Source organism: Nitrospira sp. Nam74, assembly GCF_965152615.1.
The window spans coordinates 3,411,890-3,425,481 of record NZ_OZ224220.1; the positions used below are offsets into that span (position 1 = coordinate 3,411,890).

At 55.6% G+C, this 13,592-nt stretch carries 15 protein-coding genes; 9 read left to right on the plus strand and 6 right to left on the minus strand.

The annotated features are described in order from the left end of the window. Window positions 1-40: 40 nt before the first annotated feature. The 4 genes from moaA to ACWHYZ_RS15845 all read right to left on the minus strand — a co-directional run bounded on the left by moaA (window position 41) and on the right by ACWHYZ_RS15845 (window position 2,731). Entirely contained in the window at window positions 41-1,102 is a 1,062-nt protein-coding gene (gene moaA / locus ACWHYZ_RS15830) for a GTP 3',8-cyclase MoaA (RefSeq protein WP_447983645.1), read from the minus strand. Beyond that, on the minus strand, window positions 1,099-1,809 hold the full coding sequence (locus ACWHYZ_RS15835) for a molybdenum cofactor biosynthesis protein (protein ID WP_447983646.1): 711 nt from the start codon (window positions 1,807-1,809) through the stop codon (window positions 1,099-1,101). The genes moaA and ACWHYZ_RS15835 overlap by 4 nt, the downstream gene beginning before the upstream one ends. Window positions 1,810-1,811: 2 nt before the next feature. Beyond that, window positions 1,812-2,303 carry a cyclic pyranopterin monophosphate synthase MoaC gene (gene moaC, locus ACWHYZ_RS15840; protein ID WP_447983647.1) on the minus strand — a complete coding sequence of 164 codons (492 nt, stop codon included), beginning with the start codon at window positions 2,301-2,303 and terminating at the stop codon, window positions 1,812-1,814. Between the two features lie 95 nt (window positions 2,304-2,398). Continuing rightward, window positions 2,399-2,731 (minus strand): hypothetical protein, encoded by a 333-nt coding sequence (locus tag ACWHYZ_RS15845; RefSeq protein ID WP_447983648.1) that lies wholly within the window; start codon window positions 2,729-2,731, stop codon window positions 2,399-2,401. Window positions 2,732-2,824: 93 nt separating this feature from the next. On the opposite strand from ACWHYZ_RS15845, the gene ACWHYZ_RS15850 reads away from it, so the two are divergent. From ACWHYZ_RS15850 to ACWHYZ_RS15860, 3 genes are all read left to right on the plus strand, one after another. Further along, a complete protein-coding gene (locus ACWHYZ_RS15850; protein WP_447983649.1) occupies window positions 2,825-3,793 on the plus strand; it encodes a dihydroneopterin aldolase in 969 nt (322 codons plus the stop codon). Between the two features lies 1 nt (window position 3,794). After that, window positions 3,795-4,637, plus strand: a complete 843-nt coding sequence (locus tag ACWHYZ_RS15855; protein WP_447983650.1) for a PHP domain-containing protein — start codon at window positions 3,795-3,797, stop codon at window positions 4,635-4,637. A gap of 97 nt (window positions 4,638-4,734) precedes the next feature. Continuing rightward, window positions 4,735-5,073 (plus strand): hypothetical protein, encoded by a 339-nt coding sequence (locus tag ACWHYZ_RS15860; RefSeq protein ID WP_447983651.1) that lies wholly within the window; start codon window positions 4,735-4,737, stop codon window positions 5,071-5,073. A gap of 43 nt (window positions 5,074-5,116) precedes the next feature. Here ACWHYZ_RS15860 and ACWHYZ_RS15865 read toward each other — a convergent pair whose 3' ends face one another. Both ACWHYZ_RS15865 and ACWHYZ_RS15870 read right to left on the minus strand, forming a co-directional pair. Continuing rightward, window positions 5,117-6,139, minus strand: coding sequence for a hypothetical protein (locus ACWHYZ_RS15865; RefSeq protein ID WP_447983652.1), 1,023 nt, complete (start codon window positions 6,137-6,139; stop codon window positions 5,117-5,119). 184 nt (window positions 6,140-6,323) lie between these two features. Beyond that, entirely contained in the window at window positions 6,324-6,737 is a 414-nt protein-coding gene (locus ACWHYZ_RS15870; protein ID WP_447983653.1) for a secondary thiamine-phosphate synthase enzyme YjbQ, read from the minus strand. 158 nt (window positions 6,738-6,895) lie between these two features. Between ACWHYZ_RS15870 and ACWHYZ_RS15875 the strand changes: the two genes are divergently transcribed. From ACWHYZ_RS15875 to ACWHYZ_RS15900, 6 genes are all read left to right on the plus strand, one after another. Further along, on the plus strand, window positions 6,896-8,644 hold the full coding sequence (locus ACWHYZ_RS15875) for an adenosylcobalamin-dependent ribonucleoside-diphosphate reductase (RefSeq protein WP_447983654.1): 1,749 nt from the start codon (window positions 6,896-6,898) through the stop codon (window positions 8,642-8,644). 223 nt (window positions 8,645-8,867) lie between these two features. After that, window positions 8,868-9,500: a hypothetical protein gene (locus tag ACWHYZ_RS15880; protein ID WP_447983655.1), complete on the plus strand. Its 633-nt coding sequence runs from the start codon at window positions 8,868-8,870 to the stop codon at window positions 9,498-9,500. Window positions 9,501-9,674: 174 nt separating this feature from the next. Further along, the gene (locus ACWHYZ_RS15885) at window positions 9,675-10,361 is read left to right on the plus strand and encodes an HAD family hydrolase (RefSeq protein WP_447983656.1); all 687 of its coding nucleotides are present in this window, start codon (window positions 9,675-9,677) and stop codon (window positions 10,359-10,361) included. A 63-nt stretch (window positions 10,362-10,424) separates the two neighbouring features. Continuing rightward, window positions 10,425-11,372 carry a cobalamin-binding protein gene (locus ACWHYZ_RS15890; RefSeq protein ID WP_447983657.1) on the plus strand — a complete coding sequence of 316 codons (948 nt, stop codon included), beginning with the start codon at window positions 10,425-10,427 and terminating at the stop codon, window positions 11,370-11,372. 13 nt (window positions 11,373-11,385) lie between these two features. Then, window positions 11,386-12,261: a presqualene diphosphate synthase HpnD gene (gene hpnD / locus ACWHYZ_RS15895; RefSeq protein ID WP_447983658.1), complete on the plus strand. Its 876-nt coding sequence runs from the start codon at window positions 11,386-11,388 to the stop codon at window positions 12,259-12,261. Further along, window positions 12,258-13,565, plus strand: coding sequence for a hydroxysqualene dehydroxylase (locus ACWHYZ_RS15900; protein WP_447983659.1), 1,308 nt, complete (start codon window positions 12,258-12,260; stop codon window positions 13,563-13,565). The genes hpnD and ACWHYZ_RS15900 overlap by 4 nt, the downstream gene beginning before the upstream one ends. The last annotated feature ends 27 nt before the right edge of the window (window positions 13,566-13,592 follow it).

Genomic DNA, 13,592 nt, shown 5'->3' on the forward strand with positions numbered 1-13,592 from the left:
ATGTCAAACCGTGATACGTTCCTACATAATGCATGCACGCTCATCCACCCCGCGCATGCATTTCCAGGTGCGGATCCTCGCGAAGCTTTTCAATACCGATGAGCCGCCCTCTGGCGCCGGTTAATTCCAATTCTTTTCGCTCTTCCGCCCCACGATCCGTTCGAGCTTCCCATATGGATCTGAGGCGCGAGACCATCTCCCCACGAGAGACACCGGCACGCAACGGCTGTCGCAAGTCAATTCCATGCTTGGCATAGAGACACAGATACCACATCCCGTCCGCGGTCAACCGGCTGCGATCGCATGTTGAGCAGAATGGAGTCGTCGTGGAGGGAATGATGCCGAATGTGGTTCCATCCGGTAGCCGGAAACGCTGAGCCGGAGCAGAGCTATGTTCCACGATCGGTTCAATGCGGCCGTATCGCTGCGAGAGACTCTTTAAGATCATCTCCCGTGAAAACACCTTGTCGGCCGACCAGTCGTTCGCCCCGCCCACATCCATATATTCGATAAAACGTACCTCCGCTCCAACACATGTGCCATATTCGATGAGGTGAGACAGTTCATCATCGTTGAACCCGCGGATCGCAACGGTGTCCAACTTAAGCTGTGGAAAGCCAATTCGAACAACCGTGTCGATACCGTCCAACACCTGCTGAAATGAATCGCGCCTGGTCAGTGCTCTGAAGCGGTCAGGGCGAAGCGTGTCTAAACTCACCGTCACGCGATGGAGGCCGGCATCGTACAGAGATTGAGCTTGGTCCCCTAGCAAAATGCCGTTTGTCGTCAACGCAATATCTTTCAGGCGACGGTTTTTCGTCAGTCGATGGATCAGCCGAGGCAAGTCCCGGCGCATCAGCGGTTCACCGCCTGTCAAACGAACTTTATCTATGCCGACGTCGGTGAAGAGATCCGTAAGTGTGGTGATTTCTTCAAATGTGAGAAGAGTTTCTCGAGGAAGCCAGGAATATTCCTCTTCCGGCATACAATACTGGCAGCGAAGATTGCATCGATCGGTGACGGAAATGCGAAGACTTTGGAGTGGTCGACTTAACGTGTCCCGAACGAGAGTGGAGTCGTCCCATCCAGCGGGCGGGTTCATGGATGTTCCTCGACCCAGACCTGCCCTTCCGGCGTCTGTTCGAGCTTCCAAATAGGGGTAATTTGCTTGAGCTCGTCAATACACCATTTGCAGGCTTTAAACGCTTCTGCGCGGTGCTCCGCACCGACGACGATCAAGACGATATTCTCCCCGATCGCGATCGTACCATGGCGATGCAGAATGAGGACTTCGATGACATCGAACTGCTTGAGGGCTCGTTCCCTAATCTCCCGCAACTTCTTTTGGGCCATCCCCTCGTAGTGCTCAAAGGTAATGCCGCTGACCGCATGGCCTTTTGACCAGTCTCGCGCCGTGCCCAAGAAGGTGGCGATACCGCCGATTCGCTTAGACCGGGCCCGCACCCGATCGATTTCCGCGTCGAGAGAGAAATTTTCGCGCTGCACCCGTACTAGCAAAGCCTCATCTCGGAGCGTATCCGTATCCTGTGAGCCTCCGGCAAATGGCGGCAAGAGCGCGACTTCATCACCTTCGTGAATTTCCGTCTCGTCATGCGCGATCTCTTGATTCACCGAGATCAGCACCCGCTTCGCGTGGACCAGTTCTCCGACTCGAGGATATATCGAATCAAGCATGGCAACGAGATCTTTGACTCGTCGGCTCCCATTGAGATGGATTGTCAGGTCCGCTTGGTTATTGGCAAGGGTTTTGATCAGGCCGAATAATTTGACGGTGATGTGTGACGACATCGTTACACTCTCGTATATGTCCCCGATTTCCCTCCGGACTTGGCCAAGAGGTAGACGTCCGTGACACCCATTCCTTTATCTACGGCCTTGCACATGTCGTAGATCGTCAGTGCCGCGACAGAAACCGCCGTAATTGCTTCCATTTCAACACCGGTTGGTCCGGTCGTCTTGGCAGTCGCGGTGATCGTAATGGAACAAAGGCCCTGCTGGTCAGGGTGAGGATCGTCTTCAAAAGCGATATCGACGCTTGCAAGCAGCACGGGATGACACATCGGGATCAGATCAGGTGTCCGTTTGGCTCCCATTACACCGGCCACCTGAGCCACTGCCAACACATCGCCCTTCGCAATCTTGCCCTGCTGGATCTTGGCAAGCGTGTCCGGCTTTAAACGGACACGCCCCTGTGCCGTCGCAATTCGCTCGGTTGACGCCTTGGCGGACACGTCGACCATGCGGGCTCGCCCGGATTCGTTGAAATGCGTCAGCTCAGCCATGTCCCTTTGAAATCAGCGACGTAGATCGATTAGACGCGCCCGATTATAAAAGTGGCGCAAAAATCAAGTCAACGCAAATGACCTCATCATTGTCGCTACTTGCGTTTTGATCCTTGGGATGCTCGAAGTCTTCTGGCACGACTCAGCGCTCGCTTCAGCTGGCTTAACTGCCGCTGAGCATGAACACTCTGCTGCTCGAGATCGGCCACCTGCTGTTTGGTTTTATCGATCTCTTGCTTGTGGAGCCGAGCCCAATCCGCTCGAGTCAAATCTTCCCCTTCACCAGTTTTCTGGCCGCGCTTGATTCGATGCTCAAGCGTTTCACGGAGACGCTTCTGACGCATAAGGAGAAGAGATTTCAATGCGCGCTGACGAAGCTGAATCTCGAGCTCTTCCTGTGAGCCTTCACGGTGGTTCTTGGGAAACATGGTAACTCCTCGTCTTCTTTAATATTGAGGAGCGTATTGTACTCTATTGAAGCGTCCGGTTCTAGGGGCCGTTTGGGAAGGAGCCGAAAACCCTTGACTCAACACGCGGCCGTCCACGACAATGCCGGTATGCGAGAGCAACTTATAGTACAAGGCATTGAATTTAATAGTTATATAGGCGTTACAGGTGACGAACGGCATTCACTTCAGCCCATGCGCGTCGACGTCGAGCTCGAGTACCCGAAGGGAGCCGCACCCTCCGTTGCCGATAGCGACAATATCTCGAAAGCTATTGATTATACACGAGCTGTGGAATGCATCATCCGAATTGGAACGCATGGGGAATATTGCCTGGTGGAGCGGATGGCCGAAAAGATGGTTCAAGCACTTTTTACCGAATTAACGGTTGCGGGCGTCATACTATGGGCCAGAAAACTCAAACCTCCGATAAAGGATGTTCATGGTTCCGTGGGGATCCGCATTGCTCGGACCAGGAAGGACATTATACCTGAACCAAAACCGGCTAGCTTCTTGCTTCAAGCCAGCCGATTCTTGAAAAAAGGAACGATATTAGATGTTGCCGCTGGCCGGGGAACGAATGCGCTATTTTTGGCCGGCTTGGGGTTTTCGATCGATGCCATCGACCGTGACGAGCAGGCATTGGGAGAACTGGCTGACCACGCCAAAGAACGCGGGCTCACCAACCTCCGCGTGCATCCTCTGGATCTTGAAAGCGAGAGCGTTGCCGAGTCAGTGCTCGAAAGCAAGCAGTATAACGACTGTTACGATGGCGTTATCGTTTTTTTCTATCTGTACCGTCCGCTGTTTCCTGTCATCATACGCGCACTGAAGCCAGGCGGCGTACTGGTGTATGAAACGTTTCTGATTGACAACCATTTGCATTACCAACACCCGCGAAGAAAAGAATTCTGTTTAGAACACAATGAACTCCTTCGTCTCACTCAAGGCCTCCGCGTCTTACATTATGAGGAAGGACGGCACGAGGAAGCCAAGGATAGCGACATGCCCTTTACCGCACGATTAGTTGCCCAGAAAGGATAGTATGAGTCGACTGGACCTTCATCTCCATACCACCTTTTCGGATGGCAGCCGAACGCCGACCGATGTTCTGACATTGGCGAGCCAAGTAAAGGTGACGGCCCTCGCCATCACCGATCATGACACAATCAATGGTTTACCTGAGGCGATTCAGGCCGGTCATTCTTTAGGCATCGAAGTCATTCCCGGTATCGAGCTCAGTTCACGCTGGGGAAATACCGAACTACACATCCTCGGATACTTTTTGGACTGGAACAACATCGAGCTGCACCGGCACCTCAGGCGTTTCCAAGATGCACGTCATGTGCGAAACCCGCGCATCATAGAAAAGCTGAACGCACTTGGCCTCGATATCACCTATGATGATGTGAAAACGCTCGCGGGAGAGGCTTCCGTCGGGCGTCCACATATTGCAAGAGTGTTGCTTAAAAAGGGCTACGTGACGTCGGCGAAGGAAGCTTTCGACCGCTATCTAGCCGACGGGGCCACCGCGCATGTCCCACGTGAGTTGCCTGACCCGGCGGAAGCCATTGCCATAATCAGGGCCGCACGAGGGGTGCCGGTGCTGGCACATCCATCCTGGCTAGACCGGTCAGAAGGCATTTATAAAATATGTGAGCAATTAAAAGCCGTCGGCCTCGGCGGCATCGAGGTCCATTACAGTACCCATCGACCAGAACAGACGGCGGCCTATCTCGACGTAGCCCGGCGCTTGGATCTACTGGTGACCGGCGGAAGCGACTTTCATGGCGTGACGAAACCGGATATTGAGGTCGGGATCGGCAGAGGACAACTGAAGGTTCCGGAAGCGCTCTTAGAGCCGCTCAGAAGAGCAGCCAATGCTTAAAACTCGCTCAGGCGCAAGACAGAAAGAAACATCAAACCTACTGGATCAGATCTGAATAATGTGATTCAGGATATCACCTTGAACGAGGGAGGTCGTGATGAAACTTCTTATGGCCTTAGTCTTCGCGCTTAGCGCATGTTCATTGATAGACCCACACACCTCCGGCGCGACCTGTTCAACCCGAGACCGCATCGATCTTGCTAAGGCCGGCTACACACACGCAGAGGTAAAGACTTTATGCGAGCAAGAGGCTCAGGCTGCTGCCCCTCCACGCGGCATGGAAATTCTGGCGGGAGAAGGCCAAGCGAGGTGGTCGCAGTGGTGCGTCACACCACAGGGAAGCTGCCCGCTGAATCCGGCGCTCGGCTACTATGCCATTGACGCCCCTTGCAACTGTTATATGCCTTGGGGATTCTCTTCGGGAACGGCAAAGTAGACAGCGGGCCTGTCATACAACCGTGCATCACGAAGCAACCTGATTAATTCTCAGGGGCCTCAACAATATGATTTTCGAATCGGGTGCAGCCTTCGGCTAGTAAGCGGTTCGTCAACATTTCGCCAGGCCACTCGATCGGGAGGTCGGCTGTAAAGACCCACACATCCGGGGATGTCCAGACGGGGCCATGATCTTCCGGGAGTTCCGGATCGAAGAGATCGGTCCAAATCGGCATGTAGACGCCGTTCCCACACTGCGTGTGCAAATGCACAATCGTGCGGCTACGAACTGACGGATCGAGATCGCGCCAGACTGCGACCGTTTCATCAGCCAATCGGTGGAGTCGCACCGCATTTTGCGCGTCGAACATGGCATAGGCGGCATAGACCGGGGCCTCAATCATATGCGAAGCGGGCGCCAACTCAGGACACTGCGCGACTAACCCTTTGAGTAACCCTTCACGATCTTCTTCCTCCAGCGAGTCCGGCATTCCTGAATCAGGCGAACCGATCAGTTCAAACATGAGATAGGCCGTTGATTCTACAGGTGGGTGAAGACGAGCGGCAATCGCCTGACGGCGTTGTGAATCGGCGAGGGAGGAGATATGTGTGTTCAACTCATGCAAGGTCAATAGATCGAGCGTCGCGTCAGTGAGCAGACGAGGTTCTACCGTTACAATCGTGCCGGCCGGTAAACGGAGGTGCCGGTGCAGCAAGTCGGCGGTGGCAACGGGGTCGATCTTCAATCGCAACGGCAGATTGAGATTCGCCTGCAGGGGCAATTCCAGCGCTGCCATGATCGCATAGTTCACCCGCTCATCTCCGCCGGTCTCTTCTTGATCGATGGCAACCGAACAAGCCGCTTCCGAAAGCAAGTCGAACATCCATTCCGCCATCTCTTCATCGAGCGCAGCCAGGACCGTCAACAGATCGTGTTCCCGATCCTGCTCCAAGAAAGCCTGAAGCGTTTCGACCGCGGAGTCAGCATCCCCATGGTCGTGACGGCGGGCATTGATGAGATGAATGAGATCGCGCGTCAAAGGATCGGGCCGGCACCAGTTGGACATGTTACCTTCCTCCAGGGCAACGCAGTGACGATGCATTGGTCACCGCTGATAACCCATGTTGCCAAACTCTTCCGAGCGAATGCAAGCGGCACGGCATCAGGGCGCAAGGAAAAGTTACACATGCAAAAGGCAGAATTGCGACGGCTTTTGTTTTGGATGTTTGGTTTTGCCTTGTGCACTGAGTTTACTCCCCGATCACTTTCACCAACACACGCTTTCGGCGACGGCCATCGAATTCGCCATAAAAAATCTGTTCCCATGGGCCGACATCCAATTGCCCTTTGGTAATCGCGACGACCACTTCTCGTCCCATGAATTGCCGCTTGATATGCGCATCGCCATTGTCTTCACCCGTGTCGTTGTGGCGATACGTGGCCTCTTGCGGCGCCATCTTTTCCAAAAATTCATCGTAATCAACGAGCAGCCCAGGCTCGTCATCATTGATATAGACGCTCGCGGTGATATGCATGGCATTCACGAGGACAAACCCTTCCGTCACACCACTCTTTCGGACGGCCGCTTCGACTTGAGACGTAATATTGATGTAAGCACGTCTGGTGCGTGTTTCGAACCAGAGTTCTTCGCGGTAGGACTTCATGCGACACTCATCGGCTGCCTGCATTCTGCGTCAGCCGAGTTCGGCAATGCAAGGCAGACCGGGCTCGACCAGTGATGGCAGACGTCGCACACCACCCATGGTCCCTTCGGTCTTCTATACCATATAATATAGCTCGGCTCGAAACGTTTGGGAGAACTATGGCAGGAATTGGCCCTGACAAGATTCGGCTTTCGCCCAACGCCATGACCGTCCTCCGTCGGCGGTATCTGGCGAAGCATGACGGGGGCAACAGGAAGGAGACGCCTGCGCAGATGTTCCGGCGCGTCGCGGAGAACGTGGCGCAGGCGGAACGCCTGTATCCGTGCAGCCGCCGCACGGTTCGCCAGCGCGCGCAGCAATTCTACGACATGATGAGCCGCCTGGACTTCCTGCCGAATTCTCCGACACTCATGAATGCCGGACGCGATTTGCAACAACTCTCCGCCTGTTTTGTTCTTCCCGTTGAGGACTCGCTGGAGTCTATTTTCGAGGCCGTGAAGGATCAGGCCCTCATTCATCAATCGGGCGGAGGCACCGGTTTTTCTTTCAGCCATCTACGTCCTGCGAATGACATCGTGGCATCCACCAATGGCATTGCCTCAGGACCCGCGTCCTTTATCCAGGTCTTCAACACTGCGACGGAGGTCATCAAACAGGGCGGCACGCGACGGGGCGCCAACATGGGCGTGTTGCGAGTCGATCATCCCGATGTTCTCGCATTCATCGACGTGAAACAACATCCCCGAGAACTGACGAATTTCAATGTATCGATTGCGATGACGGACGCCTTTATGCACGCCCTCGAACGGGACAAGGACTATGCCCTGATCAATCCGAGAACCAAGCGCGTCGTCACACGGCTCAAAGCCGCGCTCGTATTCGACCGGCTGACGGAAGCCGCTTGGAGGACGGGAGAACCCGGAGTCCTCTTTCTCGATACGATCAACGCCGCCAATCCCACCCCGCACATCGGCCTGATGGAAAGCACGAATCCGTGCGGCGAACAACCGCTTCTACCGCACGAATCGTGTAACTTGGGCTCAATCAATATGGCCCACTTCCTCACCGGCTCCACCAAACGCCCGCGCATCGATTACGAACGGCTGAGAGACACGATCCGACTGGCCGTCCGCTTTTTGGACGATGTCGTCGATATGACTCACTTTCCGTTACCAGAAATCGAAGCCATGACGAAGGGCAATCGCAAGATCGGGTTAGGCATCATGGGGTTCGCAGATCTCCTCATCCAGCTGAATGTTCCCTATGATTCCGCCGATGCCCTCGCTCTGGGCGAGCACATCATGCGCTTCCTGTGGGAAGTTGGACGAGGGGCATCAGCGGAACTGGCGGCAGAGCGCGGCGAGTTTCCAAACTTTAAAGGAAGTCGTCTTGAATCTGCCGGGCAGCAGTTGAGGAATGCCACGGTCACCACCATTGCGCCGACTGGAACCATCAGCATTATCGCCGACTGCTCACCGGGTATCGAACCACTCTATGGAATCAGCTTCGTCCGGACGGTCATGGATGACACTCGACTCATCAGCCTTCACCCGGCTTTTATTCGGCACGCGAAACGTGCCGGCATCTATTCGGAAGAGTTGATTCGGCAAGTGGCCGCAGCTGAATCGATCCAAAACTTGACGGACATTCCCGAAGCGATTCAGCGGTTGTTTGTCACGGCGCATGATATCGGTGCGGAACATCATGTTCGCATGCAGGCGGCGTTCCAGAAATACAGCGACAGCGGCGTATCAAAAACCATCAATCTCCCTCCGACAGCCACCAAGCAGGATGTCGCATCGGCTTTTCGATTAGCCTACCAGCTGCGATGCAAGGGCATTACTGTCTTCAGGTCGGGCAGTCGAGACAACCAGGTCATGGCATGTGTCAACCCTCACGCCTGCTAGGCGGGGCGCTGAAAAAAGCCAACATCACACCCAACCGACCCCAGGCACGCATGTTTACAGACATGTCTACCACCACTGAAGGGCTGTAGCGGGTCAAGCGGGGAACTGGTACGGCAAGACAGTTCTGAAATACACTCGGGCGCTACGGGTCTGTTTGACACAGTACACATATAGTGATATTTACTGGTCCGTTGCTCGTCGACGTCTGTGGAAGGAGGAAGGGATGGGAGGAGGATTCAATCACGCCGGGGCGCTCAGTAGTCTTCCTAGTTGGCAGCTGTTGTTTGCGAAAGAACCCGATCCCGATGTAGATTTGCAGCTGCAGGAACCGCGGACTCACAATCGACCGTCGCATGTCGGTGGCCCCGCTCCACAGAAACCGCCAAGGCTTCGGATTCTCATCTTGATCCTCCTGTTACTCGTTGTGGCAGGAGGAGCCTACTTCGCGATGGACCCTGAACTCGTCATGACACTCACAGGCCAGGAAGCGCCAATGCCCGCGCCTGCTACGCCACCCGTCACAGCTGTTCACCGCCCGGTCGTACCTCCGCCTCCATCCCCGCGCGCGTTGGATCCAGAGGGGTTGGACTCTGTCAGGCCGCCAGGCACAATTCCCACACCCTCGTTCGGAGAAGGGCAACGCGTGTCCATCGTTCCGAATTCCGCTTCACCCGGACTTCCTCTGTCATTGACTCAGGATGCCGCTGGAACGAAGTCTGGTCCGACTGTCGGCCCGGGACGCACACTCTTCGTATTGGATGCAGAGCTGCACAATGGTACGTGGGTCTATCTCGTGCGCACCGATGAAGGAGCTAAAGGCTGGATCGCCGAAAAACAGCTCGCTGCTAAGCCATAGGGCTGCCCGCCGTCATGCTCCTCTGCTATAATAACGCCGCTCTTCCGAGCTAGTCCGAACGTCATCAAGTCGATAAATCATCTAACAGTCATAACGTCAGAAAGTCATAAAGTCTATAAATCAGGATTTTGATGTGAAGACCTTACGACTAAATGACTTCACAACAGGTTGATCATGTCACGCGCCATTATCTTCGACTTCGACGGTGTGATTGCGGATAGTGAACCCATCCATCTAGCGGTGTTCCAGCGTGTGCTCGCAAAAAAGGGGTACGTGCTCACCCAAGAGGAATATTACGCGGATTATCTTGGCTACGACGACAGGGGGTGTTTCGAAGCCTTTCTGACCGCCCATGGCGAGCCGGTTTCACAGACCGTCATCGAGGACTTGGTCGAGCAAAAAGCTGAGGCCTATTTCAACTACATCAGAGAACGTTCTGTCATCTTTCCCGGTGTGCAAGCACTCATCCGTGAGGCCGCCACGCGACATCGTTTGGCCATCTGCTCCGGAGCTCTGAGGCATGAAATCGAGTTTATTCTAGAGCAGTCCGGCATTCGGAAAGAATTCCAGCACATTACAAGCGCGGAAGATGTAAGACGCGGCAAGCCCGATCCTGAAGGATTCCTCCATGCTTTGGCCGCACTGAATGGACAAGGCGCTGTCCCGGCCACGACACCACGTGAATGCCTCGTCATCGAAGATTCCCTGCCTGGCATTAGAGGCGCGCATGCCGCGGGCATGAAAGTGCTCGCGGTCGCCAACACGCACCGCATCGAGGACCTGCGAGAAGCCGACGCCATTACCACGTCGTTGGCCGACGTGAACCTGCAAGAGCTGACACATCGTCTATGGGGGTCATGATTGACCTCGCGCTTGAACACAAAGCTTCGATGCGTTACGCAATAGTTTCCTCAAAGGATATTTATGAGAATTTGTTCACTCTTGCCTGGAGCCACAGAAGTCGTCGCCGCACTAGGACTTGCCGACCAGCTTGTCGGCATCAGTCATGAATGCGACTTTCCTCCTGAGATCAGAAACGCCCCGGTAATGGTCCGTCCCGTGATCAATCACGAACGTATGGCAAGCCCGGACATCGATCGAGCGGTGACACGCGCGGTCGCCGAACATCGCCCGCTCTATACACTCGAAGAAAGCCTGTTCCGTGACGCGCAACCGGATCTTGTGATCACCCAGGACCTGTGTCATGTCTGCGCCGTGACCCCATCGGATGTGGAACGCGCCATGGCGTCTCTGCCTCAGCCGGCACGTATCCTTTCCTTGAATGCGGACAGCTTGGAAGACATGCTTCATGATGTCGAACGAATCGGAGAGGCAACGGATAAGGTGGCTGAATCGCGCGCGCTGACTTCCGCACTTCGCCGGCGCTTGCAGGCTCTTCGTGAGCAGCTCGCACTCGAAGAGTACATCCCGACCGTGGTTTGTCTGGAATGGCTTGATCCGCTCTACGTCGCGGGGCATTGGGTCCCCGAAATGGTCACGTGGGCCGGGGGAAGACATCTATTAAGTGGAAGCGGCGCTCCGTCGCAGCGGATCACGTGGGTGGGGTTGGTGGAAGCGGCGCCGGATGTGCTGATCGTCATGCCGTGCGGGTTTTCAATCGAGCGCACGCGCCAGGAATTGAAGCGGCTGACGACTCATCCCGATTGGCGTCGCCTTCCAGCTGTTCAGCACGGCCGCGTTTTTGCCGTCGACTCCGGAGCCTATTTTAGTCGTCCCAGCCCCCGGTTAATCGATGGCACCGAAATCCTCGCAGCCCTGTGTCATCCATCGCGATTCACACAGACCGTCCCGGTCGGCGCAGAGCGCATTGTGAATGAACCCACGATGCCATCTACAGATTCGGCAGGATAATGGTTCAACCTTTATGGCGATCATGATGACCGGTGCCGAAGCCCAGACCTATTGCGAGACCGTCACGAAGCGAAGTGGGAGTAATTTCGCCTATTCGTTCTTATTTCTCCCCCCGGCCCGACGGGCGGCGATGTATACGATCTACGCATTTTGCAAAGAAGTGGACAATGCCGTCGATGAGCCACCGCCTGGCAGCAATCCGCAGGACCAGCTGGCTCTCTGGCGACGGGAGCTGTCCGCCGCGTATCACGGCACGCCTTCCTTTCCTGTGGCGATCAGCCTTGCCCATCATGTGCGAGAGCTAGCCATTCCGGAGGAATATTTCGAAGATCTCATCGCCGGCGTCGAGATGGATTTGACGTTGAAACGATATCCGACGTTTGAGGCCCTCTCCCTCTATTGCTATCGGGTCGCTTCGGTCGTGGGGTTGATCTGCCTCCATGTCTTCGGGACGCGCTCGCCACGAGCACATGATTATGCAGTCAACCTCGGCTTGGCTTTTCAGTTGACGAATATTTTGCGGGACCTGCGGACGGATGGCGAGCAAGGCCGCATCTATCTACCTCAGGAGGATCTTGCACGGTTCGGCTATTCCGAAGACGATCTGCTGACACAGACTTATTCTCCCGCCTTTACTGAACTGATGCGCTTTCAATGCAACCGGGCGCGAGACTATTATCGCAAGGCAAGCCAAGCTGCCGGACAACTCCCGGTGGAGGATCGCAGAGCACTGACTGTCGCCGAAATCATGCGGGGCGTCTATGCTCGGATCCTGGAGCGCATCGAACGGTCCGACTACCGGGTCTACGATGCTCGCGTCGGACTGGCCCCTCCCTATCGTCTCGCGATCGCTACAGGCATTTGGCTTCGCTCCCTGCTTGCCGGATGAAACCAACGGCGTTGGTAGTAGGCAGTACCCTGGCTGGGCTGACCACTGCTCTTCGACTCGGACAGCGGGGGTATGCCGTCACGCTGATTGAACATGCCCTGCCGCCCGAGGCCATTGGCGGAAGACAGAATATCGATCCCCTTCCGTTTGTGCTGATGGGGGGCCATACTGCAACCCGTGCCCTATTGGAGACGCTTGGAACGTCGAAGCACGTGCAGCATGATGACAAGATTCGGTTCGAGCTCCTGTTGTCGGATCGTCGTCCGGTGCGCCTGCGGCGGCCACCGCTGCCGGCACCGCTTCACGCCTTGGCAGGGCTAGCGATATTCCCAGGAATGCCTGCACGGGACCGCTGGCGTTTTCTCATGTGGGTAGAACGCACATGGGAGCAGGATCCGGCCCTGCCGCCTGATCTGGATAGTCATACGGCGGAAGCCTGGCTTCGCGGGATCGGCCAATCCGACTATGCCCGTGTCCACGTCTGGTCGCCGCTCTCACGATTCTTGCTGGGCGACGACGTAAAAACGGTCTCCGCCGGGGCACTACTTACGACGCTAATGCGTCATTTTCTTTCCAGCCGGAGTCACTCCCAACTCGCCATTCCGCTGCTCACCATAGACCAACTGCTGCATCAGCCTCTGCGACAAGCCCTGCTCGGCATGGGAGTCACCATCAAAACAGAATATGTCGACCGCATTGAGTTCGATATGCAGAAGGTCACGGGTATACAGCCGAAGGCTGATAATCGGACCGTCGCCGATTGGTATATCCTCGCCTTGCCGCATCAGTGTGTGACCGCCCTGCTACCTGAACGACTGCTGACCCGCTTTTCATATTTCCAACACATTGGAGAGCTGGCCGATACACCGGCTGTAGCGGTTTATCTTCGGCTGGATGCGCCGATCCTGTCGCCGCGCGTGATTTTGTTGGCTGGCAGAACATTTCATTGGATGTGCTTGACACCGGCTGCGGATACCCCACAGACACACGTCTCTCTGGTGATAACCGGACCGTCCGGGTTGGAGCGGTCTGATGACGACTTGCTCAAGTCGGCAGGGGAAGACCTGCACCGCACGCTACCGGACATAGGGAAGACGCAGCCGATTGCACACCACATCGTCCGTTCTCCACGAGCCTGTTTGTCCATGAAACCAGGGATGACCACGCACCGGCCGCTCCAGCAAAGCCCGTTTCCCAATCTGTTTCTCAGCGGCGACTGGACCGACACGGGTGTCCCCGGGACAGTAGAAAGTGCAATCGTCAGTGGTGACCGTTGTGCCCAAATGATTCTGGACAAGTCTTAAGAGTAGGCGTGGTGAAGCGGGGCGCCG

What these genes read in the sequence shown, in the direction of transcription:
- moaA (WP_447983645.1), bottom strand. Translation starts at nt 1,102, where the DNA reads ATGAACCCGCCCGCTGGATGGGACGACTCCACTCTCGTTCGGGACACG.
- ACWHYZ_RS15835 (WP_447983646.1), bottom strand. Translation starts at nt 1,809, where the DNA reads ATGTCGTCACACATCACCGTCAAATTATTCGGCCTGATCAAAACCCTT.
- moaC (WP_447983647.1), bottom strand. Translation starts at nt 2,303, where the DNA reads ATGGCTGAGCTGACGCATTTCAACGAATCCGGGCGAGCCCGCATGGTC.
- ACWHYZ_RS15845 (WP_447983648.1), bottom strand. Translation starts at nt 2,731, where the DNA reads ATGTTTCCCAAGAACCACCGTGAAGGCTCACAGGAAGAGCTCGAGATT.
- ACWHYZ_RS15855 (WP_447983650.1), top strand. Translation starts at nt 3,795, where the DNA reads ATGAGTCGACTGGACCTTCATCTCCATACCACCTTTTCGGATGGCAGC.
- ACWHYZ_RS15860 (WP_447983651.1), top strand. Translation starts at nt 4,735, where the DNA reads ATGAAACTTCTTATGGCCTTAGTCTTCGCGCTTAGCGCATGTTCATTG.
- ACWHYZ_RS15865 (WP_447983652.1), bottom strand. Translation starts at nt 6,139, where the DNA reads ATGTCCAACTGGTGCCGGCCCGATCCTTTGACGCGCGATCTCATTCAT.
- ACWHYZ_RS15870 (WP_447983653.1), bottom strand. Translation starts at nt 6,737, where the DNA reads ATGAAGTCCTACCGCGAAGAACTCTGGTTCGAAACACGCACCAGACGT.
- ACWHYZ_RS15875 (WP_447983654.1), top strand. Translation starts at nt 6,896, where the DNA reads ATGGCAGGAATTGGCCCTGACAAGATTCGGCTTTCGCCCAACGCCATG.
- ACWHYZ_RS15880 (WP_447983655.1), top strand. Translation starts at nt 8,868, where the DNA reads ATGGGAGGAGGATTCAATCACGCCGGGGCGCTCAGTAGTCTTCCTAGT.
- ACWHYZ_RS15885 (WP_447983656.1), top strand. Translation starts at nt 9,675, where the DNA reads ATGTCACGCGCCATTATCTTCGACTTCGACGGTGTGATTGCGGATAGT.
- ACWHYZ_RS15890 (WP_447983657.1), top strand. Translation starts at nt 10,425, where the DNA reads ATGAGAATTTGTTCACTCTTGCCTGGAGCCACAGAAGTCGTCGCCGCA.
- hpnD (WP_447983658.1), top strand. Translation starts at nt 11,386, where the DNA reads ATGGCGATCATGATGACCGGTGCCGAAGCCCAGACCTATTGCGAGACC.
- ACWHYZ_RS15900 (WP_447983659.1), top strand. Translation starts at nt 12,258, where the DNA reads ATGAAACCAACGGCGTTGGTAGTAGGCAGTACCCTGGCTGGGCTGACC.